This window comes from Haloquadratum walsbyi C23 (genome assembly GCF_000237865.1).
GTDB classification, from domain to species: Archaea; Halobacteriota; Halobacteria; order Halobacteriales; family Haloferacaceae; genus Haloquadratum; species Haloquadratum walsbyi.
In genome coordinates this window covers 312,428-338,853 of sequence record NC_017459.1, presented here as the reverse complement: position 1 = coordinate 338,853, position 26,426 = coordinate 312,428, and the positions used below count along the sequence as shown (strand labels likewise).

Sequence of the window (26,426 nt, the reverse complement as noted above, 5' to 3'; positions counted from 1 at the left end):
TTATATTATCTTAGTAGCCACGATCGTTCACCAGACGCTATGTGGAGGCGCATCTGGATCGTCTTCGTGTCTTCTTCACCCATTATCGCTAGTTGTCCACTCTACCGATAACCGCAGCCGCGAAAGTAAAACTTCACGTCCGGAAGACGTCGAAACAAGACAAAGACGCCAACAGCTGTCTCAGTGATCTAAACAGATATCGAGTTTACTACTTGTCTCTACTGAGCTCTGTGTTGAAGCCGCAATTCAGATACAGCTGTCGCTGGTCGCCAGCCTCGCTTCGCCCGAAGCGAGGCGGCTTACCCGAGTCCGTGTTCGTGCCCTGCTGGTAGTCCCTGGTCGTTCGTCTGGTGTTCATCTTTCCAGCCGAGCTCATCGTCCAGCACCTCTTCGACCCCATGGAGAAACGCGTCGTTGAACGTGAAATCGGTCGGAAGTGCTCGCCCGCCACGCCGTGGCCGGGCGAGCACTGCCCACTGCAACACAACCCACAACTGCTCCAGCAGGAACCCAACGCCCACGTAGAACAGCCGAATTGTCGTCGATGGTGTTGTTGTCAGAGCACGCGCTTTCCGGAATGTCTCGTAGCTCTTCTCAATCTGTGCCCGGTGGTTGTAGACCTGCGCCACTTGCCGCGGCGTTCGGTCTTCCAGACCGTACGCCGCGTATCCTGTCTGTTTGAGCCCTGACTTCCCGCGATCTCCGTTTTGATACGTGACGTTGACCGCCAGTGGATACGTTTGTTCGTGCTCTTTCCCTTCGCAGATTATCTCCTCAGTCATGTACGAGGAACCCGTTGTGAGCTTCTCTTCGAGGGTTTCTTTCCCGGTTCTCACCGGAAAGACCGGCGGTGCTGCCTCACGGAGAACGCCGATTAACTCGCCACAGAAGGCGTCTCTGTCCATGAGAATCTGATCGATCTCGAACGGGTAAGTCTCGACGCGGGCGAGCACACGCTCGACCGCGTCGGCCTTGCTATCTTTGCCATCAACCGGGTCAACCGCCAGCGTCAGCGGTTTCCCCTGTGCAAGAACAAACGCTGTACAGTAGCGGTGACACTTTGTAGTGCCGTCGCGGGCACTCATCCGCCGGAATTCGTCTTCATCGTCTGGACAGCCGTGGAATGGGTTGTTCATGAAGTCGATGCAGATGGTTCTCGACCCGTCGCGGTCGAGAACCGTCATAGCTACCAGCGCGAGAATGTCGTTGACAGCATCAAGCATTGTCTCTTTTTCCAGCGTGTGGAGCCAATCCATCACTGTCTCCCGGTTTGGTGTGTCCTCAGTGCTGGTTGTGACACCGTTGACCGATGTCTGGTCAACAGCAGCTCGTAAAACGACTTCCATGATCTGGTCGGAATCGAGGCCAGAGCCCTCGATTCCTTCCATGGGTATCAACTCAAGCAACTCCATGCTAAGAGATTTCAACTGGCTGTTCGAAATGAACTCGTCCGGATCGGTGAGGATTCGTTTGAGCTTTGGTAGGTTCACGTCACACACATCCGGGCAGCGGATGAATCAGCTTCCTGATTCACCCGCTTCATCTGGCACTATATGTCAGCGACGGCATCACTGAGACAGAGTGGACAACTAGCGATTATACGACAATCGTTTCAAACTGTAATAAATATAGATATGAGGAATAGAGAGCTACCGGAGTCATGCACATTCGGTTAGTTCCTGTAAGTATCGGTATCATTTTGTCTGATGTCGCAAGTACCGCCGCCCGGTGCCCACCGTGGTTAAAGATGATATACGAAAGTTGTTTGATGAGACTGCCGACCACTTCGGAGACAAGATTCTGACGTTGGAGACTGCAGACACAGACGATCACGTGCACCTGTTCGTGCAGTGCGACCCAAAACACAGTCAAGCCGACTTCGCCCGGCAGTTCAAGCCGTACTGTGGTAAGCAGTTGCTGGAGCGGTATCGCGAGATTCGGCAGTCGTATTTCTGGGGTGGCGGATTCTGGACGGTCGGGTAGTATGTGGGAACGAGAGGTGCGGTGTCGGAGGAAGTGATCAAAGAGGATATCGAAGAGACAGAACTCGCGCTGTTTTTCATAAAGAATGCTTATCCGCTTCATATAGTGTATGTATGACACTGAACTGTTATTCCAGAAGGAGTAATCACGATGAGCGTAATTCACCACGTCGTATTTCTTGTTCCGCGCGCTCACGGACTTCATCCGCGTCAAACCTGTTGATAACCGTTGTGAGAGCGACATTATCAGCTTGTTTCAATGCTGATGCATGTTCAGTGATATTTGGCACTGCCCGGATGACATTGTCAATAATAGGGACTGTTGCAGCGAGTGCAGATCGAGAAAGTGGATTGAGGTCAATGACAATCTCGCGCTTTCCAACCGCATCAAGTGCAGCGGCTCGATCACCATCTTCAAGCGGCACTAACACAACATCTGCAGCACCAATTCCATCCGCATCAACAGTCCCACGCTCATGATCAAGCCCAGGGATCTGATCATCAGCTTTTAACCCCTTAACAGTCTGAGCGCCATGGTCGTAGAGGTGATCAGCAATTGCATTCATACGTTTTTCTGTTCGATTGAATAGATTCACCTCAATATCCGCCTCAACCACTTCAGCGAGTTCAACAATCGCCTCTGGAACGAGTGCAGCAACATTACCGTTCACTGAAATAACAGGGTGTTCTGCATGAAGAAGTAGTGCCGCTGCTGCTCGTGCGGCATCGTCCGCAGATGACGTTGTCTTTTCGCCGAGTAAATAATCAAATGCTTCACCACGACCCTCCGCGATGAGACCTTGTGGACTCGTGATTCCAGTGTCGACACCCTCCTCGATTCGGTGTCGTGTTATGAGTGATTGATACCTGGGATGATCCTGCGGTATCTCAGTTTCAGTCTCAGTCTCAGTCTCAGTCTCAGTCTCAGTCTCAGTCTCTTTCTCTGGGTCCTGTGTTGGTGAGGAATCATTCATGACTACTGTGTCATCACTTGAATATCTTGAATATTATACGATATCGCTGGATTACATTTATATCGCCTGTCATATAGCACCTGTTACTGACCTATAATAAAAACAGGTTGGCTTGACATAATTATATCTGCATTGTTCAATGCCAAGTGCACTCGGACTATATGCTGAGCAGGCGCAATACCACGGCCTTTAGTACTCCGTGAAACATTTTGAATCATCGGTTCTACGCAACAGTATCAGCAGCTACTCTATGACAAGATTTTGGATTGAATTCCTCAATAAGTATTCAGGAGCACTACAGGCCGTGGATACGCGTCGTCACGCCCTCCGAAATCCTACTGTCGTCGCTCGATTCAAATTTTAAAATACACATATTTAAATGACAGGCAATCACACAATAACAGAGGAATCGGTTGGAAACAGAGCGATTCCCGCCAGTCCTACGATGGCGGCCTGTCCGCCCCAAGCAATAAGACAATTATCGGAATCAGTCTGGTGAACGGTCGGTTCCGATAATGAACCGATGCTGTGCCCGACTGCTTGAAAACACCACAGAAAGTAACTCCGAGTTTGCTAACGCCTGCCGGCGCCCCTGCGGCAAAAACAACGCTTGGACGCCGTACATGGTCGAGAATAGGAGTATGAGTACCGGCGGCTTGGCACCGCCAGCGGTCCCACCCGCCCCCGCCTCAGACCGCGAATAACCCTTCAGATTCGAACTGGCTGGTTGTTCGGTGGGAGTGTTGAACCTGAAACTCCCACCGCTCGGGATTCCTCCGCGTTCACGCGGAGGAGGATGTTAAATATCTACCTGTGTACAGATACAGATGCAGATAATATAATTATGATGAGTGTTCGATCGTTCGCGGATTATGTTGACCACCGGTTTGATAGTTTCCTTGCTGTTGTATACTCACTCCACCGCTGTGAGTCTGACAAACCACTGGGTCATATCCTGCAGCAGAGAGATCATTACCGAGAGCAAAGACAGTATTTCCGAGCATTGCCATTGCAGCAGTACCACCTGCTGTTTGAACATCAGCAATCACCTCTTGTGCTTTGGGCGTCATCAACTCTGCTTCAACACCAAATTGATGTGCAAGTGTCATGAACTGAGCTGCTGTTGGGGTTGATTGAAGCGTCTCGAGTGCTTGCTCACCCGCAGTCGTTAGGGTATTTGTATCTGCATTTAGTACAGATTCTGTTGAGACGGTTCCAAATGAGCAGTATTCAACCCGCGGTGTGGCGGTAATTCCATCAAGTTGACCAACGTGTGGTGCCCCCGGCTCTACCCGGATTGGAAATCCACCTCGGGCTTGTGCAACGACGTCGCCAAGTCCAGTTCCTGCGCGCACCTCTGCACAGTGGGCAGCTGTAATGAGTGCACTTTCTGCTCGTGTATTGGTTTTATCCGCGACAGCGTTGCTTCCAAATGCAACACCAAGTGTCATTGCACCTGAAACACCAAATCCAGCACCGAGCGGTAATGCTGTTTGTGCATTAACATTGATATCATCTATATCAAGTCTGTCAATGACGTTGTCAACGGCGTCGATAGAGATTGATTTACCATTTAGTGTAATTCCCGGGCTGACCGTTGGTCCACGACATACCTCTAGTTTAACCCCAGTTGTTATTGTGAGACCAGCTCCCCGCGACCCGGTTGTAGCGGGGTCATCTGTGTGGTGTGCGCTAAAGAACCCAGTAATATGCCCTGGGACGAACACTTCCGCCTCGCGAGTAGCGGTCGTTGTCATTTATGGACTTAGTCGCTGTCGATCTCGGGGGAAAAGAACAGCTTCACGGATGTTCTCAAGCCCAAGCATTGTCATCACAAGCCGTTCACCACCAAGCCCCCATCCTGCATGCGGTGGCATTCCGTATCTGAACATTTTTGTATAATAATCGAACTGTTCAGGGTCAAGCCCCTGCTGTTCGAACCCACTGACAAGATGTTCATATCGGTGTTCACGTTGACCACCAGAAACAAGCTCCATTTGCGGATGCATCATATCAAATCCTGTTGAAAGCGTTTTATTATCGTCATGATCCTTGATGTAAAATGGCTTAATTTCAGACGGCCAATCGGTGATGAAGTAATGCGAGCCGACATCCGCGCCAAGTGCTCGTTCGCCATCGGTTGGAAGGTCATCACCCCAGACTAATTGTTCATCGAGCTCACCTGTTGCGTTGATCCGCTCAATCGCCTCTTGATAGCTAATTCGCGGGAATGACTCATCAGGGACACTAAATCCATCACGGAGTCCAAGTGTCTCTAATTCGGTTATACAGTTTTCAGCAACTCCCTGATAAGCGGCTGTGACCACGTATTCACAGGCGTCCATTGCTTCTGTATGATTAATGAACGCTGACTCAAAGTCAATCGATGTTGCCTCATTCAGATGTCGAGGTGTATTGTGCTCTTCGGCACGGAAGATTGGACCAATCTCAAAAACGCGCTCAAGTCCTGACCCAATCATCAATTGTTTGAATAATTGCGGTGACTGGTTCATGAATGCCTCTTCACCGAAGTAAGTGATTGGGAATAACTCGGTCCCACCTTCAGTCCCTGTTGCGACAATTTTCGGTGTATTGATTTCTGTACACCCAAGTTCGCGAAATGCATCTCGAGCGGCACGAAGCACCTCAGAACGGATCTGAAAGACTGCTTTTACCTCTTTTTTTCGCAGATCGAGGGTTCGATTATCGAGTCGTGTTGAAAGGTCAGCATTCACCTTTCCTGATGGGTCAAGCGGTAGTTCAGTATCAGCAGAACTAAGAACTTCAATTGCCGTCGGTACAATCTCAACATCAGTTGGTGCTCGTGGTTCGTCATCGGCTACACCAGTAATGCTAATTACACTTTCACGAGGGACATCAAGTCCCGTCTGGACAATCTCATCATTCATCTCATCCTTTTCAAATTTAATTTGAATCTTCCCGCTTCGGTCGCGGAGAATTAAAAAGGCAATCCCCCCAAGATCGCGGATTTCATGAACCCACCCAGCAACTGTAATCTCATCACCAGGGGTAACCTCAGCCGTGAGCGTTCTATCCTGCATGTATTGGTATTCTCGGTTCTATTCTTAAAAATAGTCGATTCGCAATTGTCAGTATGCAGCATGTCGGAGTCATCCTCTTAGCTCACTGATAGCACCTACAGGAATCGATGCTCAGTTTCGGTGGGTCGGTGTTCATGACGGAGTCAGTCTCAGAATTAACTTCATAGCTTCTCACCTCTCTTATCAGAGATGACGGTGACGAAGAGTCTTAATGATAGTTTTGTATCTGTGTTTGTGGGTTGTAGCCAGACCTGAAGAATATCATGTATCAAAACCAACAGAGATCGATACCAATTGGTGTGAGTTATTTCAGTGAGTGCTAATTTTATTTACCGGATCAAATTCAAATACGGTTCGTATCCCGTGCTATCTATGGTGAGATTTGATAAGATCGTCTATAATTTGATTATTTGATATTTTTATTATTACCAACGGCATTAGATCGAAAGTTAGAGCTAAAATGAGATTATTACGGAGAATCGAGGAGAAAGCCTCGCGCTTCAGCGCGGGGAGGATGTCAAATCTCACCGTCTGCGTGTGCATCTTTGACACCAGCAACAGTCTCACTGACAGCATCGACTCCCTCATCATGGAGTAAATCTCCAACAACAATCGTATCGGCATGGGCTCCCATCTCATATGCAGAATCATACCCCCCAATCCCACCACCATAGAATAATGTTGACTCAGTAAGTGCTGCTGCCGCCGCTGCCACCTTTTTTGTATCACCAAATGTTCCAGAGTATTCGATATAGATAATCTCCTGACCAAACAGTCGTTCAGCAACGGTTGCAAATGCAGCAACGTCTTCTGCTGTCTGATCAGTGTTTGCTTCAGTCACTTCAGCAACAGACGCGTCAGGGTTCAACACAATATATGCCTCGGTTGCCGTTCGCTCCCAGTCAAGTGGACCATCGATTCGGACCCATTCTTTATGTGCTCCAGCCACCCAGAACGCTGACTCAGCGTTGAATACTGTTGGCACAAGATAACCATCAAGCGCGTCTGATTCAACAACAACTGCTGGATTTGATGGTTCCTGGTACAGCGGCATGTCATATCGCGAGCAGGCATCAACTACTTCTTGCATTTTCTCAGTCGTGATATCGAGTGTGCCACCAATTTCAATCGCATCAGTACCTGTCTGACACACATCCTCGAATGTTTCACCATCAACAAGCGGTTTATCAGGATCTACCTTTAATACATGATCCCATTCTGTCCAAGGTCCATTCATTGCAGATATCTCTCCCGGGGCATGGATAAAAATAACGCGGAAGATGGCAATGAAATATCTCTTATCTAACCTCACTCCACTGTTTGGTTTGTATATATCAATAACATAATATAACATAACATAACAATATCATGAGGTTGTGAATGGGGCTCTACTGTCTTGAGACGCTGATTGTCCGGTACCTCTACACCAGATTATAGCTATTTCATCGTTGTCGTGATATAATTGTCCTCCGTCTCAGGGGTAACAGGAACAACCGGCTCCCGGAGTATTGCTCAAGTGCATGTATACACTATTGATATTGACCGTATTGTGCGGATAGATACGTATGAATTAGCTCTACCTCCATGGTATCACGACTCTCGGAAGTATTATGCATTGCGTCATCATATATATGTTTACAATGGCAGAAGGTAAGGTTGATTTTTTCAACGATACAGGCGGTTACGGTTTCATTTCGACTGATGATACGGATGATGATGTTTTCTTTCACATGGAAGATGTCGGCGGTCCGGACCTCGAAGAAGGACAGGAAGTAGAATTTGAGATTGAGCAGTCCCCAAAAGGACCACGCGCAGCAAATCTCATTCGCAACTAATTGGCTAATCGCAACCCAATTTGAAATAATTTATTATAGATATCGGCATCTATAATCATATCAATACACTAATACGGTACTATTGGTGTCTCTTTATTAAAATTCACTTACAGATAGCAGTACTCACTATATCGAGTACATTTTCGATGTATCTGATTATCTGTTGTCAGTTGAATATAATTGACGGTATCAGTGGTGAGTGTTACTCTCGTGCTGACTCTGGCTTCTTCACTCGCTCAGTGTGGAATTAATGATCAATCGATAAATATGCCCAGTAAGAATAATCAACCAGTCTGCAAATCTGGTCAGTCTGCAGTTGATTGCCATTTTCGCAGTCGGTCCACACTGACACCGTCGACACGGTCAGCAAGCGTGTTTGCTTCTGCTGATTTAAGCGCAGAAACAGTATCAACACCAGCGTCTTTTAGCTTTTCAGCTGTCTTTGCACCAATCCCATGAACGCTTTCAAGCGTTGAGCTGTCGGTCTGATCAGATTGATACTCCCGATAGTTACAGATTGGACAGCCGAGTTCCCAGATATCATCACTCTCTTTGGTGGTCTTGTCTTTTGTCGTGTTCTCGTCTGCCTCAAGTATCTGTAATGCAGGTAACGCGTGTTCATCACATATATTATCTGTAACGTCAATCTCTCCTTGTCGTGGAAGGGGCAATGAATACTCACAGTCTGGATATCGAGTGCACCCAACAAGTCGTGACCCAGACCGCAAACGTTTGATTGCAAGTTCACCATCAGCATGGGTGTTGCATTCTGGGCAGGTGCCAATCACACGATCAGCTTGTTCATCCGCTGCTTCAGCCTCACACAGCGGACAGCCATGGACGAAACTGCGCTTTCCAGCAAGCATTTTTATCTGCTGAAGATTGTGTACGTCACACACCGTCTCAAGTATGTGTGGCTTTCCAGTCGAGGGTAATGGGAGCGTGTATTCACAATCAGGATAGCTATCACATCCAATGAAGTGTGACCCAGCCTGACTCTTTCGGGTAATAAGATCGCCTTCACACTGTGGACATGGTCCAATCGTCTTATCTGCCTTCATCGACCGCTGAAGATGATCGCCGATTTCAGCATCTGTGTTCATTAATTTTTTGAATACATCCGTGAGTATCGAGCGTGACGCAGAAGTTACTGACTCAAGTGTTTCCTCACCCTCTGCGATTGCCTGCATATCTGTCTCCAATTGAGCCGTCATTTCCTCACTAACGATTAATTCTGCAAACTCTTCAGCAGCCTCAACAACGGCTCGTGCGAGTTGTGTCGGTCGTGGCGGGTCGCTTTCGATGTATCCTCGATTGTAAAGTTTCTGAATGACGTTGTGTCGACTTGATTTTGTCCCAATCCCCATTGACTCCATTGTTTCGATGAGTCGAGACTGGCCGTACCGTCGCGGCGGTTGGGTTTGCTTTGCCTCGATTCGCGAATCAATCAATCTAAGCGTTTCGCCATCTTCGATATCCGGAATAAGTGATTCCGTTGCGTTTGAGTATGGATATACGGCGTGATATCCAGGATTCAGTAGCCGTCGTCCGTTGGATTTTATTGAATAAGCGTCATCGACAATAGCAACGATACGCAGATGTTCCCATGTTGCTGGATTAGAGACAGTAGCAAGAAAGTGCCTAACAATGAGTTCATACACTTCCCATTTATCATCGTCTAATTCTGAGGGCTTAGGAAGTTCATCGGTTGGATGGATTGGTGGGTGATCGGTCGTCTCTTCATCACCAGTCGTCGGTGAGAGTGTTTCCTGATCAAGGACATCACGTGCATCTGATCCGAATCGAGATCCATTTGTGAGTGCTTCAATAAGCTCTCGAGGATCAAGGTCATCGGGATAGACGGTATTGTCAGTTCGTGGATATGTGATGTATCCAGCCGTGTAGAGGTCCTCTGCAATATCCATCGCCCGCTGCGCGGCGTACCCAATTGATCCTGCTGCACTGATGAACTGTGTTGTATTGAACGGTGCGGGCGGTTCATCGGTTCGTGTCCGGCGCTTCACCGAGTCGACGTGAGCAATAGAAGCTGATTCTAATGTTTCGAATACCGTTTTTGCAGTTGATTCCTCAGTGATTCGTTCAGCTTCAGTTCCATCATCTGCATGATAGAAGTACTGTGCTTCAAATCCTGCTGTAGTATCGTCTGTGCTCACCTCAATAGGTTTGTCTGCTTGCGTGAGGTCAACAAACAATTCCCAGTAGTCCTCAGGATCAAACGCCTCAATCTCGCGTTCGCGATCAACAATCAATTTCAGTGTTGGTCCTTGAACCCGACCGACAGAGATGAAATCACTCCCAAGTTGCCCTGCTGACAAGGATAGATATCGAGTCAATGCAGCTCCCCATACGAGATCAATTACCTGTCGAGCCTCACCTGCTGCTGCAAGATTAAAATCGAGGTCGTCTGGATTTTCAAATGCTGTCGTAACGGACTCTTCGGTGATTGATGAAAATCGAACGCGATCTATTGGAGTTGACTCATTCACTCTGCGAACAAGCTCATATGCTTCTTTTCCAATCAACTCACCCTCTCGGTCATAATCAGTCGCAATAATCACACGGCGTGCCCGCCGAGCGAGTTTTTTCAATGTCGTCACGATATTTTGTTTCGTTGGGTTTTTTTCAATTGGCGCATCAATAAGTTCGATAGGCTCAACATCACGCCAATCACTATATTCTTGTGGGAAATCGACAGCAACGACATGTCCAGAAAGACCGATGCAGCGTTTCCCACCCCATTTATACACATTAACACCCTGCTCGCGGTCTGCTGTTGCTGAGTCACCACTCAGGATATCAGCAATCCGCCGCGCGGCGTTATCTTTCTCGGTGATAATGAGTTCTGGTCCCTGGCTCATTTTAATATAAAAGTGTATGCCGAAGGATAGCCTAAAACTTTCCTACAACAAAATTATATGAGCTACCTCACCCTACTTAGCCGCTGACGCGGCTCCAGTGAGGGTGGGGTTTCCTGTTTCTAGTATCGGTTCGTGGGTCGGTGGGACTGCGCAATAGGACAGTATATTTGAGATGATGACAGTAGAGGGCTTAACACCTGAAAACTGCTAAATCGACCGATTGCAACATAATTGCAATATCACTGTCAAACGTGTGGAATATGTATTTTTATATACTATCGATAGTGATATGACTATTCTTTATTTTTTATCCTCAAGTTGTCCACGAAGTAATGTATTTACTTTGCTTGGGTCAGCACTGCCACCTGTTTTTTGCATTACTTGTCCAACAAGGAAATTAATCGCACCACCCTCACCAGCATGATAATCCTCAACAGCTTCAGGGCTTTCATCAATCGCATCAGTGACTGCAGTGACAACCTCATCTTCATCTGCCCTACCAAGCCCCTCAGATTCAATTACTGCTTCAGGCGTGAGTTCATCATCAAGCATCCGCCGGAGGACAACCTCTTCTGCGTTCTTTGTAGTAATGTCTTCATCATCGACCAATTCAATCAACTGTGTGAACTCGTCGAATCGGTCATCAATATCTCCAACCGTCATATCACGGTAATTGAGTTCACCGAGAAGATTATCAGCAACCCATGTTGCTGCTAGTGCAGGATCAAATTGATCAGCAACACTCTCAAAGAAATCTGCAACGGCTTTCGTTGATGTAAGTTTCGCAGCGGATTCAGAGTCCAATTTATATTCCTCACGAAATCGCTCACGACGGGCATCTGGGAGTTCAGGAATTGAGATTTGATCTTTCCAATCAGCAACTGCTAATGGCGGGAGATCAGCCTCCGGAAAATATCGATAGTCCTTTTCAGCTTCTTTTGAACGCATAGAGACGGTGATCCCACGACTTTCATCCCAGTGTCGTGTTTCTTGTTCAATTGCTCGTCCCCGTTCGACAGCATTTCGTTGTCGTGTTACTTCATACGCAAGTGCCTTTTCAGCGCCTTTATGACTTGAAATATTCTTTACCTCAGTTCGATTTGCTGATTCAAGCGCTGCCGTAGTGATTGACCCATTGTCGATGTCTTCGGTTGGAATCAATGAAATATTTGCATCGACACGAAGGGAGCCATCCGCTGTTGGGTCAAAAATTCCGAGATATTCTAAGACTTCCTCAAGTTTATTAAGAAATGCTCGCGTCTCTGCTGGACTCCGAAAGTCTGGCTCAGTAACAATCTCCATAAGTGGTGTTCCTGCTCGATTATAGTCCACAAGTGTGTATTCGGCAGTATCAATATTTCCACCTTGGTGGGTGAGACTGCCTGGATCTTCCTCAAGATGCGCTCGTCGGATAGCAACCTCTCGACGATTATCTTCGACAGAGATTGACAGCTGTCCATCGGAACAAATAGGAGCATCGTATTGTGAAATTTGGAAATTCTTTGGGAGATCAGGATAATAATAGTTTTTTCGATGGAACTGCGTTTTTTCTGCAATATCAGCATTGAGAGCTTTCCCGACTTTGACTGCTGCCTCAACAGCGGCTTTGTTCAATACCGGTAGTGCACCTGGCAATCCAAGACAAACAGGACATGTTCGTGTGTTCGGTTCGGCGTTATTATCCCGGGTTGAACAGCCACAGAAAATCTTCGTATCAGTCTCAAGCTGGACATGAACTTCTAATCCAATAACGGCAGTGAAATCGCGCTGGGCGAGCGCTGTCGCAGTCATTGTATTTCATTTGATATAGTATGGCTAAAGACTAACGGGACTAATCGGTCACACCAAACTAGTATGAGAAGTCTATCCCATCGCACCTGCTCGTTTTTGATTTATTCTTATTCGTTCACACGACCGAATCCCGAAAGTTGTGATTAGGATATATACTATATTGTATGAACTACGAAGAAATCAAGATGTATATATAATCTCTATGATCAAGCCGACTATCTCTGATGATACCTGTATACAGTTGATATGAAATCAGAGCGTCACATGATATTGCTAAGGTTAGGTTGAATTCCTGTGAGTATAGGATTTACAGATATATCAAAAAGCATTGAAATGTCTGACATACGTTTATATATCCCGATACAAGTGATAATAGCATGAGTAATCGGCTAGAGGAGCTAGAGTCACAGGTCACAGAGTTACAAGCGGCTGTTAACGGGTTGACAGAGGAGCTCGTCGAAACAAAAGAGCGGCTGCATCTGATTGAGGATAATATTGAGATTGATCTCTCAGCTGGAAGCCGTTCGGTTGGTCATGAAGCAGACGAAGCCGCACAATCACAAGAGTCCAGAACAACTGATACCGATACTAACTCTGCAACAGATGCAATGTCTCAGGATGAATCAAAGAGCACTGCAGCATCTGATAGCGACGCAAGCGATAATGAATCGACGGACGATTCAGACATCATCATTGCATAACGACACTTCAAGAGTCATTAATAAACACGCAGTATTGAGTAAACATGCTTGCTATCGAATAATATCCTCACTATGAGATACGCATCGCCGCGGACTCTCTCGTGATTATGTACCTATCCTCTTCATTACATGCATATTAAAACGCTCATCCTTGACGGTTTCAAGAGCTTTGGTCGTGCAACAGAGATTCCATTCTATGAGGATTTCACCGTTGTTACTGGACCGAATGGGTCTGGAAAATCGAATATTATTGACGGTGTCCTCTTTGCGCTTGGACTTGCTCGCACTCGTGGCATCCGCGCGGAGAAATTAACTGATCTTATCTATAATCCCGGACATGCTACCACGGAAGCAGACGGATCCAACTCATCAGAAAGTCCAAATGAGGCAACAGTCACGGTTGTCCTTGATAATAGTGCAGGGACAATCGATCGCACACAGGTTATTAATGCTGCTGGCAGTGAGTCGATTGGAGATGTTGATGAGATCCGCGTTAAACGTCGTGTGAAACAAACCGAAACCAATTATTACTCATACTACTATCTCAATGGTCGGTCTTGTAACCTCTCGGATATTCAAGATCTTCTTGCACAAGCTGGCATTACGCCTGAAGGATATAATGTGGTCATGCAGGGCGATGTTACTGAAATTATTAATATGACGCCACAGCAGCGTCGGAGTATTATTGATGAAATCGCTGGAGTTGCTGAATTTGATGCAAAACGCGATGATGCATTTGAGGAACTCGATGCTGTCGAAGGTCGAATTGAAGAAGCAGACCTGCGTATTGGCGAAAAAGAAACGCGACTTAGACAACTTGCGGACGAACGTGAAACCGCACTCAAATATCAGTCGCTTCGTGATGAGCGAACGGAGTATGAGGAGTATCTCAAAGCAGCAGAACTTGAGTCAAAACGAGCAGACCGGGATGAAACGGTTGAGCAGGCGACGGAAGTTGAAGCTGATCTGACAGAGGCAAATGAGACCCTCTCTCAGCGTCAACAGCATGTCTCTCGACTCACTGCTGAGCTTGATGCAGTTACAGCAGAAATCGAACGTAAGGGTGAAGATGAACAACTGGCGCTTAAATCCGAGATTGAAGAAATAAAGGGTGCAATCAGACGTCGTGAAAATGATATTGAGACAGCAGAGGAGCGGATCACAGAGGCAGAAAACACCCGTCGAGAGGCGTTTGTTCAGCTTGATCAGAAACAAGAACAGATTGAGGAGCTGGATACAGAGATACGCTCAATAAAGGTCGAAAAAGCATCAATAACCACAGAGATCGAATCACTTGAGAGTGACCTTGCCGATGTTGAAGCCGAAATTGAAGATGTTGATGCTACGTATGACGAGCGAAAACACGAACTTGAATCAGCAATTGATCGGGTTAATGAGCTTAAAACGAAGCGTAGCGACGCACAACGTGAAAAAGATCGATTATTGGATAAGACACGGCGGCGAGCAAGTGACATTGCTGATGCAAAAGAAGAGCTGACGAAACTCCGTGAAGAGCTTTCGACGTTACAGGCTGCACTCTCTGACTTTCATTCGGAAGTTGATATTGCTGAAAAGAATGAATCAACAATTGAAGATGCTCTTTCAGAACTACAGCATAAACGATCAGAACTGAAAGATAATCTGGATACAGTTCGATCAGAGATTCAATCGAAGCAATCTGAGTATGCGACACTCGAGGGGCATACAGGCAATGATACTGACACATCCTGGCCTCGCGCTGTGACAACGATTTTAAATGCGAATCGCACTGGTGTTCATGGCACTGTTGGACAACTTGGGTCTGTCGAAAAAAAGTATGCAACCGCATGTGAAACAGCCGCAGGTGGACGGCTCGCGCATGTTGTTGTTGACACAGATACGGTTGGCTCTGATTGTATCGAGTATCTAAAATCCCGGAATGCTGGGCGTGCAACATTTCTCCCAATTACAAAAATGGATGACCGCGGGATTCCACGACAACCAAATCATCACGGTGTAATTGATTTCGCACAAAATCTTGTCAGCTATGATGATACGTATCGCCCCATCTTTTCATATGTGCTTGGGTCAACGTTGATTGTCGAGACAATGGAAACAGCCCGTGAACTCATGGGTGAATATAGAATGGTGACGCTCGACGGCGATCTCGTCGAACGGTCTGGGGCGATGACAGGTGGATCTGGTGGTGGATCACGATATTCGTTTTCAACTTCAGGTGGTGGTCGATTAGAGCGACTGGCAGAGAAGATCGAAACGCTCGAAGACCGTCGTCAGGAATATCAATCGAAGATTCGGACTGTCGATGATGATATATCAGACGCTCGTGAACGGGCAGCAAGTGCCCGCGAGCGTGTGCGTGAACTTGAATCAGAGATTGACGCCACCAAAACTGAGATTGAGGAGACAGAAGCGGCGATTGAACAGGCTGAAAGTCGTATTGCTAATCTTCGCGAGGAGCGCGCAGAGGCTGATAAGACAATGCAGTCTGTTGATGATGATATTGATACTCTTGACGCTGAGATTACAACAACAGAGCAAGAAATACAGACGATTAAAGAAGCGCTTGAGGAATCACCAGTTCCCGAACTTACCGCTGAAGCAGATGAGCTACGCACAGCGATTGATGACGCAGAATCACAAATCGATGATCTCGATGCCCGTCAGAATGAATTTGAATTAGAACGACAGTACGCGAATGAAGCGATTGATGAACTCAACGAGCAAGTCGAGAAAGCACAAGCGAAGAAGGCAGATGCACAGGAAACAATTTCGACTGCCCAAGAGGATATCGAGACGTACAATACAACACTTGAAGCGAAACGCGTCGCTGTTGATGAAATCGAAGATGAACTTATCTCGTTAAAATCTGATCGGTCAGATCTCCAAGCAACATTGGATGCGGCAAAAAACCGGCGTGAGTCGGCGCGTGACACTGTTGACAAATTAGAGTCAAAATTATCGTCACTTCGTGGTGCAATCGAACGGCTTGAGTGGGAGATTGACGAACTTGAGAGTGAAGTCGGAACATACGATTCCACAGATATCCCCGATTATGATACGGTTGAAGCTAATATCGACCGTCTTACCGAAAAGATGGATTCACTCGAACCAGTGAATATGCTCGCAATCGATGAGTATGATGATGTCGAATCACAGCTTGATGAGTTAAGCTCACGACGCGATATCCTTGTTGAGGAACGCGAAGCGATTGAGGAACGGATTAACCGATTTGAATCGCAAAAGCGAGAGACATTCATGAGCTCGTTTCGGGCAATCAATGAGAATTTCACCGACATCTTTGAACGACTTTCCGACGGCACTGGTGAACTCCATCTCGAAAGTCAAGATGAACCCTTTGAGGGTGGCTTGACAATGAAGGCTCAACCAGGAGATAAGCCGATCCAGCGGCTAAATGCCATGTCTGGTGGTGAAAAATCACTAACAGCACTCGCATTCATATTCGCTATTCAACGACATAATCCAGCCCCATTCTACGCGCTTGATGAGATTGATGCTTTCCTTGACGCTGCAAACGCTGAACGTGTTGGAGAGATGGTTGATGACCTCGCAACAGATGCACAGTTTGTCGTTGTTTCGCACCGTTCAGCCTTGCTTGAACGATCTGAGCGTGCTATTGGCGTGACAATGCAAGGAAATAATATCAGTGCTGTAACCGGGATCCAATTACAAAATGATGAGTCACCGGAGGCGCCCGCAGATGACTGATATGGGGTCGAGTCCTCACTCTGAGGAACCAGAAGCTGGGGTGATAGACGATATACGTGGGTATGCTGATCAGAATGATGATACTAGCTCAGACGCAATTGAGCCTGTTGAAGTTCTTGTCCAGTTGGCTGAGGAAGGGAGAATCGACCCGTGGGAAGTCGACATTGTTGATGCAACCGACGCATTTCTCAATCGACTTGATAAAACAGACCTGCGGACCTCTGGACGAGCGTTATTTTATGCAGCAGTTCTCCTCCGTATGAAGAGTGAAGCGCTCATTGAACCTGACGAACCGGCAGATGCGTCTGAGTCTGAACCATGGGAAGTTGCACTTGAGGCGGGAACAAGACCAATCGACGAGTTCGAGAATGCAAACATGACAGATGGTTCTAATTCAACCCCGCATTCCGATAGTGACCCCATAGATGCACTTGAAGATGAGATGGATCGGCGGTTAGAACGAAAAAAAGCCCGTGGATCGCCAGAAACACTTGATGAACTTGTTCGGGAACTCCGTGAGGCTGAACGAGAGTCATGGTGGAAGCGACATCGGGAGTATGACACTTCAGACTCTCCATCAGGATACCAGCGTGGAACACAAACACTTGATTATCATACAGCAGATGACTTTCGCGATGCAGCGGAACCTACAGCTGCTGATGTCACTGATACTGCTCATGGTGAAGATATTGAAACGGAGATCAAAGCAGTGTATGCAGCATTGACAGACCAATATGAGAAAGGTCGTATTGAGGTGTTATTCACCGAGGTTGCTGATGTTGCATCAACACCTGTGAGCACATATCTTGCAGTGCTCTTTCTTTCACATCGTGACAAGGTTATGCTTGAACAGACTGATCTGTTTGGCGATCTTTGGATACAGACCCCAAAGACAAGCGCTGAATCGTCTCCAACAGCCGTTGCAGACGATGATTGACCAGATATAGATACCTGAGTGGGTTCACTTACTCCATCGCGGTCAGATAACATCTATCTCCAATCGGAGACCCTGTGTGGTATCGGTCATATGAATCACTCAAGGATTGGATTAACCTGTTTCTTCACCACCCGTGGTGTCTTCAGATATGTACTCACCAATCAGCAAATCAAGATCCTCACGCGTTGAGTCAGGAATAGCTGCTTTTTCTGTATTGATTGTTCCTGCAAGCGAGGTATGACATGCGCACGTATGCTCAGCCGGGATTGTATTGATGACTGCTGTGAGAACTGATTTAATCGCCTTTTGATTTCGCTCAGCGTTCGATAACACCTCCTCAAGTGTGACTTGACTATCCTCCTTCCAGACATCGTAGTCGGTTACACCAGCGATTGTCACATAAGCAAGTTCGGCTTCACGAGCGAGCTTTGCTTCTGGAATTGTTGTCATTCCAATAATATCCCACCCTTGTGATCGATAGAACTCACTTTCCGCACGAGTTGAAAACTGTGGTCCCTCGATGCACACATACGTTCCGTCTTTGACAATATCGATATCCGCAGCCGTATTTTCCATTGCTACATCAGTGACAATCGAACGAAGCTCTGTGCAATATGGGGTAGCAAACTGTTGGTGGGCAACAATGCCATCGCTAAAGAATGTCGATGTTCGATGCTTCGTTCGATCATAGATTTGATCCGGAATAACAAGCATTCGCGGCGAGATTTCTTCTCGAAGACTCCCAACAGCGTTTGAAGCAATCACATGGGTAACGCCTGCTTGTTTCAGTGCGAAGATATTCGCGCGGTATGGAACTGTCGTTGGGGAGTACTCATGCGATGTTCCATGTCGTGGGAGAAAAATAACCTCGCGACCAGTTTCACCTACTTCACCAACGGTCAGTGGTGCTGCTGGCTCACCAAATGGTGTTTCAATCTCTATTGTGTGTGTATTCTGCAGTCCAAGCGCTTCATAAATTCCACTCCCACCAATAAATCCAATCGTGGTCATATACATGATTCATGCCGCTATCAGCAAGCCATTATTGGTTGTCCGTATTGATGTCAGTTCAGTATATAGTATACATTGTATATTATATCAAATCTAATATGAGTAAACGGTCTGTATGAATACTCATTACAATAATAACGAGTAAGCCAGATGGGATGAACGCGGTGGATGAGTTTCCAGTAGTCTGAGTTATAGATGGTACAGGCGCAATACCACGCCTGGTCACGGCGTGGATAGGCGCCGTCATACTGTGGTTTCCAACCGTTTCTGATGGACAACGGCGCATTGGCTATGACGCCGATGTAGCCGCATGCCCGAAAAGTGGCGGTTCGAGTGTGAGTGTCCGCCCACGCTGGAAACAGGGTGTGCCCCATGTGGGAATCAAACAATAACCATCGGACTCTCGTCAATGATACAAATAACTCCGAGTCTGGTGAACCCGAGTGCCGACCACTGACCACCGCTCCTGTGACACAACCAACACAGGGGCTTTGCCTCGGGTGAGGAGAGGAGTACTGGGGGCTGAGATGTGGCACTCCCTGGAGATTGCGCAGTGACCGGTCACGCACCGATTCCAACGGTGGACTGGCTTGGTATTGGGAGTTTGCAACCAATCCCAAAGCTGACACTCCTAACCCAGCGAAGCGGTTCGGTGCTGTGGGATTCCTCCTGCCTTCAGGTGGAGGAGAATATCAATTACTCTTCTAGTTTAAATAACGGCTCCAGATTTCAGAATGACAATCACAAGTGTCAATACCGGGATAGAAATCATTGTTGAGACAAAGACCGCCGCTGAGACAAACTCTGCTATGGGGACACCGGCAACATCACCAGACCCGAACTCAGCAACAAGAATCATCGGCGTGACCGCTGATGGCATCGCAGATTCAAGCACAAATGTCCGCGCAACGATCGGATCATCAAATCCAATCATAACCGCAGTACTTAATCCGATAACTGGAGCAATGACCATTTTCAATCCAACGCCAAGTCCAACTGCTGACAACGTTGACCCAATGTCTGTTCGTGCCAGGCGAATCCCAACAACTAATAACATCAGTGGAATTGCAGCATCACCGACTAATTTTATCGTTGCCATTGCGGTCGTATCTGTTGATGGCACAATTTGAAATACCCGTGCAATGAGCGCAGCAATGACAGCATACACCAACGGGACGGTGAAGACGCGTTTAATTCCTGCAAGACGGCTTTTCGTTCCTCCACGTGATGCAATATATACACCAAGTGTATACAAAATAATCCCCTGCACAGAGAGATATATGACCGCTGTTGCTCTCCCTGTCGACCCAAACGCGAAGTTTGAGACAGGAATACCATAGTTTCCGGAATTCGGAAACGCAGTCACCAGCATGAGTGCGGCAATTGCTGTCTTACTCTTATTAAATAGTCGTCCAATCCCAGCAGCAACACCCATCGCAAGAAGATGATAAATAATGACTGCAACACTTGCTCGAAAGAGGGTTGATTGAGCTAGTGTTGTTGTTGCAAGACTGTAGAAGACAAGCGCCGGTGCAAGAATATAGACAATAACTGTATTGAGTGCGTCTGTATCAACTGATCGCCACCGCCCAAGTAGGTACCCAACACCTCCAACACCAACAATCGGTAAAATTGCCGTCGCGAAGACAGAAATAAATGAGACCACGTCAGTCGCGGATTACACTCCGACCTCATCGGTCTCAAGAATTCGCCAAGTCGGTTGTGATACGTCATCACCCGTCTCTACCGGCGCGTCTCCGCTGGCTTCGTTTGTAGTGACTGCTTCGACATATCCACGACGTTGCATTTCATCAAGCACTTCTTCCATTCGGTCAGGTTGTGCAATTTCCATTTCGATTCGCTCGACCGAATGATACTCTTTGAGTCCCTCCCGAAGGTCTGGAATCGTAAATGTCTCTGCGTCGGTCTTGCGCATGACACCAGTGAGGAGATCGGTCATATCCTCGATGAAGTTCCACGGATAGACAACCCACGCCCATGTCTCGAGTCGCTCGCCAATGAAGTCTGGTTCGAATGCACTCGTCTGAAGCAATTGTAATGTCGCTGTTCGAACGATGTTTGGATCCCGATCGGTAACGTATTCATATGCTCGCTCAATCGACCCGCCAGTATCGGCGATATCATCAATAATGAGCACATCTTTTCCCGCAACACTACCCTGAGGCATTGGATATCTAATTTCTGGCTCATTTGTTGTTTGCGCAGTCCCAACATAATGTTCCATCTTCAGACTCGTTAAATCATCAAGCCCAAGAAAGTCACAAAGACATCGTCCAGCAAACCAGCCTCCACGGGCAAGTGCAACAACAACATCAGGGTCAAAACTATCAGCCCGAATTTGATTGCTTACGTCACGACACAAATCATAAATGTACTCCCAGTTTGTGATTGTGCAATTAAATTGATCTGGTAAGTCGCTCATATCGGCACGTGGACGCTCTCGTGTATATTGATGACGAATTCATTACTCTGATCGAGACAACCATTTGTATCGAACACTGCGTTTTTTGCCCGTTGAATTTGATTACCAATTAGAATGGACTCATGTCGTGCGCTTCTTGTTGATGCATTTAGTACTGACCCACTCGCCGGGAATCCGGCTGGGGTCATTCCAGACGCTGAGGGATTAGCGGATAATCAACAACGAGCGATTGCGGCCGAACTCGGGGCTAGTGAGACAGTGTTTATAACTGACTCAGAAGTTGCTGAGAGGCGTTTTCGATATTTTTCACCAACAACAGAAGTGGATCTTTGTGGTCATGCAACGATTGCTGCATACGCATATCTCGATGCGACTGGGGAGATCGATCCTGGTACACATACTGTTGAAACAAACGTTGGCGTGATTGAAATTACAGTTGACGACGATGGGACCGTCTGGATGAGACAGCAATCGCCGACAGTTGCTTCAATTGATCTTGCCTATGATGATGTTGCAGATGCACTTAGTATTGATGCTGCCGCACTCCGTGATATCGGAGATGAACTTCCACTCGCCGTTGCTTCAACTGGTCTTCCATTTATTATCGTTCCAGTCAATTTTCTTGAACATATTGGCGATGTGAATCCTGACGCTGCGGCTATTGATACACTCGTGACATCATATGATGCTGCTGGAATGTATATATTTAGCTTTGACACGCTTGAATCAGCATCAACACTCCATGCTCGTGCGTTTGTTCCAAGTCTTGGTATCACTGAAGATCCTGTTACTGGAACCGCTGCTGGTGCATGCACAGCGTATCTCGACACATTCGATGCATTTGATGTGTTTCCCCCGACCGTGCGGTGTGAGCAGGGACATTTTTGTGACCGTCCAGGGTACATCCGCGCGCAATTGATTCAACCTGAACAACAAAATGATAAACTAGACGAATCGAATGACTCGTATGCACAGGGTGGTGTTCGCGTCGGCGGTCATGCTGTTATGACGCTCGATGGGACAGTTGCAATCCCAAGCGCAAATGATAATGACATCCTTGAGCCGTGACCATTTGATGATGACTTGTTTGACATCTTCTCACCCCTTCAGGACTGTCTCTTAATTATAAGCTCACCGAGTCTCAAAGGGCTGTTTCAAACACTTTCGAACCCAATCTGAAATCAAAAGATCGAGGCGAGGAGCGATTCGGGCGTGGATATCGGCGGTGGGTACTGAATGCGGATAAACGAGATCAACAAAATCGTTTCATAAGGGTGTTTCATCTGTGGATATTAGGATTTTTATCAGATTCATCGATCTCGACAGCGACTCAATTTGTGGGTAAGAAACAGGGGTCAAGCCCCGGGGCAGTCGCCTCGACCGCCTGTACACGATACTATCGAAGAAAAAAGCTCAAAATTTCCCGTCCTCGTCCTCGTCTCCGTCCCTGTCTGACGGCGCATATCCACGCCGTAAACGGTATTATATTGTGCTTGTTCAACCTATAATAGGCTAAAATGTCCGTATTTATCAGAATGAAATAAATTTTATAATTAAATTTGTGGGGTGATTACTCAGTTACTCGCATTGCCCGAATCGAGAGTTCATCACACACATAACTGATATGATCGCTGTCTGTATCGCTTACCAGCACTGTTTCATCGACTGTCCAGTTCCAATCCGCCGAAAGTAGTTCACGGCAGGCAAGCAGTTCACCAACACTCCCAACTGATGATGCTCCTGATTCAAAACCAACAATTACGACCGTCTCTTCGGTGAAATGATCGCGTTTACGTAGCCCATCAAACATATCAGACTTATCGACACCAACGCGCTCATCATTCCGATTAAACACGTATGCTGTCCCGGTATGATCTGGATACACCTCTGGTAGCTCCTGTGGTCGTGAAGTGAGACAAACAGCATCAATAGTCGCAGACTCATCATTGCCGCCAATCGAGAGTCCGACTGGGAGATCGATCCACCACTTGCCTGACGGTGACGTATCTGACCGGATAAACGCCTCTCGAAGCTGATTTGACTCCATCCTCACACAATTACACGGTGTCAGAACAAATATAATACCCGTTAATCATCTACCCTAAACGGAAAGTAGCACGAGCGCGCTACCGTTGGGTGGTGCTTCAGTTGAAAAATGTCATCTGTGATTCGTGAATCGAGTGAATTCAGTATATATGAAAATCGTGAGCAGCCATTAATTGATACAAGCGATATTGACGTGCTCCTCCACGTTCACATGGGGGGATCCCACGACACCGCACCGCAAAGTTGGGAGTTTCAGGTGCAGGTTCACAGGTCAGCAAGCTCACACCGTGCGAATCGGTATACAGCTAGGTAACGGACAGCCTCTTTGAATTGGGAGTACCACACCTTACCTCCGGTACTCCTCTCCTCAGCCGAAAACGCGTTCGTGTGTTAGTTTCCCCACAGGAGGGTGGTCGGTGGTCGGCACTCGGGTTCACCGGACTCGGAGTTACTTACGTTGACGCGCCCGGTGATTATTGTTTGTTTTCCACGCGGAGCACATTCTGCTTCCAGCGTGGGCGGACACTCATACTCGGACCGCCACCTTTCATAGTGATTAATGCAAGTCTTTACCGCCGTGATTATCAGTGTCGGTGATGGGAGCTGCTGAATCCGCGTCATTCGACACCGTCAGTGAAACTATTCAAACTAATCACTTTCAGGCATGCGGCTACAGTAGGATCATAGTCAGCGCGCCGACAATTATATATACATCGTGTTGCGACCGTTCGGAAACTCCCGGCTGCGACGGCTCGACCCACGGTCTGAAGCCCGTGTATTGCGCCTGTATCACCTATAATTGCCAGATAACAAACTCAATTATCCAATATAGCGAAGATCATCATCAGTCGGCATGCCCTGTTGTTGTCCTTGCATTTGTTGGATTTTTTCGACAACCTCTTTCATTTCTTCTGCACGCTCCTCAAGCGACTCATATCCAACTTCAAAGCCAACAACTGTCTCGAGCACCTCTAAAACAGCTTGTGCGCTTGTTGGGTCAACTAAATATCCGCTTGTTTCACCCATTAAACATGCTGCTGAAAGACCGCGTCGACCGCCCAAGCCGAGTAATAAGCCACTAACACCGACAATACCGCCTGCTGGTTCGCCCTCGCGAAACTCGACACCAGCATCATTTAGTGGGTCAATCCCCCCGTTGGTAGCAACCGCCCCAAGTACGTCGGGTTCCTCAACGAGTTCACCTGTTGGAACACCTCCGAGTGCGTACACTGACTCAGCGCCCATGTCTTCTGCAATGTCTAAGAAGGTATCGGTCAAATGATAATGACCAGCATGCGATTGTGCTTGATGATCTCCCGTCAGAATAAGAAGATCCGGTCCATCAGTAGATACAGCATGAAATGATGCGTGAGCTAATTCTGTGACACCATCATCATCAACAGTTACCTGTGGTGGGAATTCATCGGCATATATACGAGTGAGTTCTTCTGAGTCAAATTCTTCAATTAGATGCTCGACAGCAAGTTTCCCAACATGACCAACGCCTGGTAACCCCTCAACAAGCACTGGGTCGCGAAGCGTTGCTTCTCCGACTGTCTCAATCTCAATATCTTCCATGTCCTCACTCGCGGACGCGCTGTTTAAGAGCGCGTCGGTACTCACCATAGGCATCTGTCGGATCAAATGGCGCTGGTGCTGTATTCTTTGTTACTGAATTACATTTCGGACAGGTATCAGCGAGTGTATATACTGGTTGTTCGTGATTTTCCTGCCAAGACGCACAGATCTTGATATTGGATTTCATATTAATTATGCTTGCTTCAGTGTAGTGTAGATCAGATATCGCATATCAAACACTTCACATCCCAAATCTATGATTATCTATTAGCGTGAAAGATATTATAAGTGAGATGTACAATCTATCTATTCCTCATCAGACCGCCGTTCACGATGATACTCTGCCGTTCCACCATCAGTAACTGCGGTCTTTGCACGGTCAGCAGCCGCCTCAAGCGCCCCCTCCGCTGTTTTATAATCCGGAGCTTCAACACGAATTCGGTATTCTGGCGCACCGACATAAGTTACGTCTAAATCAATTTCATCACCAATGGTCTGTGAGTCACCCTCTACAGCCTGAAGTGCTGATTGCACTTTGTCAACACCATCGCCGACCGGGCACTCAAGATCAACATACCCGGTGACGGTCACGTATGGGACAGAGACATTTCGACGCGCAGTCTCAACAATCGCAGCAATCTCTTCATCGTCCAGCTCAACAGCATCTAATGCTTCAGTTCCATGTATTGCTGCCTGCTCAAAGCTTGTATACAGACTTTCAAACTCGGCAAGTAATGCATTTGCAACAGCAGTGTAGCGTTCATCATCAATATCTTCACCAAAGGCGATTTCCATCCAGTTATCGGCTTTTTGTTCGTTTTTCCACTCCTGGATTGTTTCCTTACGCTGATGCTCATTGACATCTTTTATTGAGAGATCAATCTGCTTTGCACTCTCATCAACATCGAGCACTTTCGCAACGACTGTCTGTCCTTCGCGCACATGGTCACGAACATTTTTGATCCATCCACTTGCGACCTCGCTAATATGACAGAGTCCGCGTTTGTCTGCATATTCTTCAAGATCAACAAATACACCGAAATCTGCAATTTCATCGACTTCTCCAACAACGGGCTCGCCTGGCTCAGGCCATCCAGTATATTTCATATATACTTCTATCTGTCTACGTGTTTATTTGTATTTATTTTGTATTCCCTGCTGTTTGGAACTCCCTGGTTCAGGAGTTATGGAAGTCTCAAGGCTAAAACCCCGCCCTTCAGGGCTGTCTCTTACCCACAACTCGAGTCAGGATTTTAGCGGAACGGGATCGGGATCGGCGAGCACGACTGAAATCCTCGGTATCTACAGTTTCAACACCTCTTTGGAACAATTGCAGTGGAGTTGATTACCGGCGTTCTGTCACCCCCACAGCCGATATCACTGTTTGAATCGCTTCTCGCCTCGATTTGCTGAGTTCAAAATATCTCTGAGAGCGTCTGAAACGTCCGGTTACGACTCCAC

The 26,426-nt window shown here is 47.1% G+C and carries 19 protein-coding genes and 1 pseudogene; 6 read left to right on the top strand and 14 right to left on the bottom strand.

Translation table 11 applies throughout. The annotated features are described in order from the left end of the window. Positions 1-299: 299 nt before the first annotated feature. On the bottom strand, positions 300-1,499 hold the full coding sequence (locus tag HQRW_RS01435) for an ISH3-like element ISHwa12 family transposase (RefSeq protein WP_014555168.1): 1,200 nt from the start codon (positions 1,497-1,499) through the stop codon (positions 300-302). Between the two features lie 142 nt (positions 1,500-1,641). Here HQRW_RS01435 and tnpA point away from each other — a divergent pair. Then, positions 1,642-2,100: pseudogene (gene tnpA / locus HQRW_RS01430) on the top strand (IS200/IS605 family transposase). A 28-nt stretch (positions 2,101-2,128) separates the two neighbouring features. Here the strand turns inward: tnpA and HQRW_RS01425 are convergent. The 4 genes from HQRW_RS01425 to HQRW_RS01410 form a co-directional block, all read right to left on the bottom strand. Continuing rightward, positions 2,129-2,956 carry a 4-phosphopantoate--beta-alanine ligase gene (locus HQRW_RS01425; RefSeq protein ID WP_014555167.1) on the bottom strand — a complete coding sequence of 276 codons (828 nt, stop codon included), beginning with the start codon at positions 2,954-2,956 and terminating at the stop codon, positions 2,129-2,131. Between the two features lie 842 nt (positions 2,957-3,798). Further along, complete coding sequence (locus HQRW_RS01420; RefSeq protein WP_011570561.1) at positions 3,799-4,713, bottom strand: pantoate kinase; 915 nt, start codon at positions 4,711-4,713, stop codon at positions 3,799-3,801. Next, positions 4,714-6,018 (bottom strand): aspartate--tRNA(Asn) ligase, encoded by a 1,305-nt coding sequence (gene aspS, locus HQRW_RS01415; protein WP_014555166.1) that lies wholly within the window; start codon positions 6,016-6,018, stop codon positions 4,714-4,716. 517 nt (positions 6,019-6,535) lie between these two features. Continuing rightward, the gene (locus HQRW_RS01410) at positions 6,536-7,255 is read right to left on the bottom strand and encodes a phosphoglycerol geranylgeranyltransferase (RefSeq protein ID WP_011570559.1); all 720 of its coding nucleotides are present in this window, start codon (positions 7,253-7,255) and stop codon (positions 6,536-6,538) included. Positions 7,256-7,658: 403 nt separating this feature from the next. Between HQRW_RS01410 and HQRW_RS01405 the strand changes: the two genes are divergently transcribed. After that, positions 7,659-7,853 (top strand): cold-shock protein, encoded by a 195-nt coding sequence (locus HQRW_RS01405; RefSeq protein WP_011570558.1) that lies wholly within the window; start codon positions 7,659-7,661, stop codon positions 7,851-7,853. 305 nt (positions 7,854-8,158) lie between these two features. On the opposite strand, the gene HQRW_RS01400 is transcribed toward HQRW_RS01405, so the two are convergent. Together HQRW_RS01400 and gatB are read right to left on the bottom strand one after the other, a co-directional pair. After that, entirely contained in the window at positions 8,159-10,732 is a 2,574-nt protein-coding gene (locus tag HQRW_RS01400) for a DNA topoisomerase I (protein WP_014555165.1), read from the bottom strand. Between the two features lie 300 nt (positions 10,733-11,032). Beyond that, positions 11,033-12,523, bottom strand: a complete 1,491-nt coding sequence (gene gatB / locus HQRW_RS01395) for an Asp-tRNA(Asn)/Glu-tRNA(Gln) amidotransferase subunit GatB (protein WP_014555164.1) — start codon at positions 12,521-12,523, stop codon at positions 11,033-11,035. 377 nt (positions 12,524-12,900) lie between these two features. On the opposite strand from gatB, the gene HQRW_RS01390 reads away from it, so the two are divergent. The 3 genes from HQRW_RS01390 to HQRW_RS01380 all read left to right on the top strand — a co-directional run bounded on the left by HQRW_RS01390 (position 12,901) and on the right by HQRW_RS01380 (position 17,887). Next, positions 12,901-13,224 carry a DUF7518 family protein gene (locus tag HQRW_RS01390; protein ID WP_014555163.1) on the top strand — a complete coding sequence of 108 codons (324 nt, stop codon included), beginning with the start codon at positions 12,901-12,903 and terminating at the stop codon, positions 13,222-13,224. Positions 13,225-13,353: 129 nt separating this feature from the next. Then, positions 13,354-16,950 carry a chromosome segregation protein SMC gene (gene smc / locus HQRW_RS01385; protein WP_014555162.1) on the top strand — a complete coding sequence of 1,199 codons (3,597 nt, stop codon included), beginning with the start codon at positions 13,354-13,356 and terminating at the stop codon, positions 16,948-16,950. Further along, entirely contained in the window at positions 16,916-17,887 is a 972-nt protein-coding gene (locus HQRW_RS01380) for a segregation/condensation protein A (protein ID WP_394324569.1), read from the top strand. Before smc ends, HQRW_RS01380 begins: the two co-directional genes overlap by 35 nt. Positions 17,888-17,998: 111 nt before the next feature. On the opposite strand, the gene mtnP is transcribed toward HQRW_RS01380, so the two are convergent. The 3 genes from mtnP to HQRW_RS01365 all read right to left on the bottom strand — a co-directional run bounded on the left by mtnP (position 17,999) and on the right by HQRW_RS01365 (position 21,341). Beyond that, positions 17,999-18,898 (bottom strand): S-methyl-5'-thioadenosine phosphorylase, encoded by a 900-nt coding sequence (gene mtnP, locus HQRW_RS01375; protein ID WP_049891511.1) that lies wholly within the window; start codon positions 18,896-18,898, stop codon positions 17,999-18,001. 709 nt (positions 18,899-19,607) lie between these two features. Further along, positions 19,608-20,564, bottom strand: a complete 957-nt coding sequence (locus tag HQRW_RS01370) for an AEC family transporter (protein ID WP_014555159.1) — start codon at positions 20,562-20,564, stop codon at positions 19,608-19,610. A 12-nt stretch (positions 20,565-20,576) separates the two neighbouring features. Continuing rightward, the gene (locus tag HQRW_RS01365) at positions 20,577-21,341 is read right to left on the bottom strand and encodes a phosphoribosyltransferase (RefSeq protein WP_014555158.1); all 765 of its coding nucleotides are present in this window, start codon (positions 21,339-21,341) and stop codon (positions 20,577-20,579) included. Between the two features lie 114 nt (positions 21,342-21,455). Here HQRW_RS01365 and HQRW_RS01360 point away from each other — a divergent pair, with 114 nt between their 5' ends. Continuing rightward, entirely contained in the window at positions 21,456-22,409 is a 954-nt protein-coding gene (locus tag HQRW_RS01360; protein WP_014555157.1) for a PhzF family phenazine biosynthesis protein, read from the top strand. Between the two features lie 502 nt (positions 22,410-22,911). On the opposite strand, the gene HQRW_RS01355 is transcribed toward HQRW_RS01360, so the two are convergent. From HQRW_RS01355 to HQRW_RS01340, 4 genes are all read right to left on the bottom strand, one after another. Then, on the bottom strand, positions 22,912-23,388 hold the full coding sequence (locus HQRW_RS01355) for a hypothetical protein (RefSeq protein ID WP_014555156.1): 477 nt from the start codon (positions 23,386-23,388) through the stop codon (positions 22,912-22,914). Positions 23,389-24,206: 818 nt separating this feature from the next. Then, entirely contained in the window at positions 24,207-24,965 is a 759-nt protein-coding gene (locus HQRW_RS01350; RefSeq protein ID WP_014555155.1) for a proteasome assembly chaperone family protein, read from the bottom strand. A gap of 4 nt (positions 24,966-24,969) precedes the next feature. Next, complete coding sequence (locus HQRW_RS01345) at positions 24,970-25,152, bottom strand: RNA-protein complex protein Nop10 (protein WP_014555154.1); 183 nt, start codon at positions 25,150-25,152, stop codon at positions 24,970-24,972. Positions 25,153-25,271: 119 nt separating this feature from the next. After that, positions 25,272-26,072 carry a translation initiation factor IF-2 subunit alpha gene (locus tag HQRW_RS01340; RefSeq protein ID WP_014555153.1) on the bottom strand — a complete coding sequence of 267 codons (801 nt, stop codon included), beginning with the start codon at positions 26,070-26,072 and terminating at the stop codon, positions 25,272-25,274. Positions 26,073-26,426 lie beyond the last annotated feature (354 nt).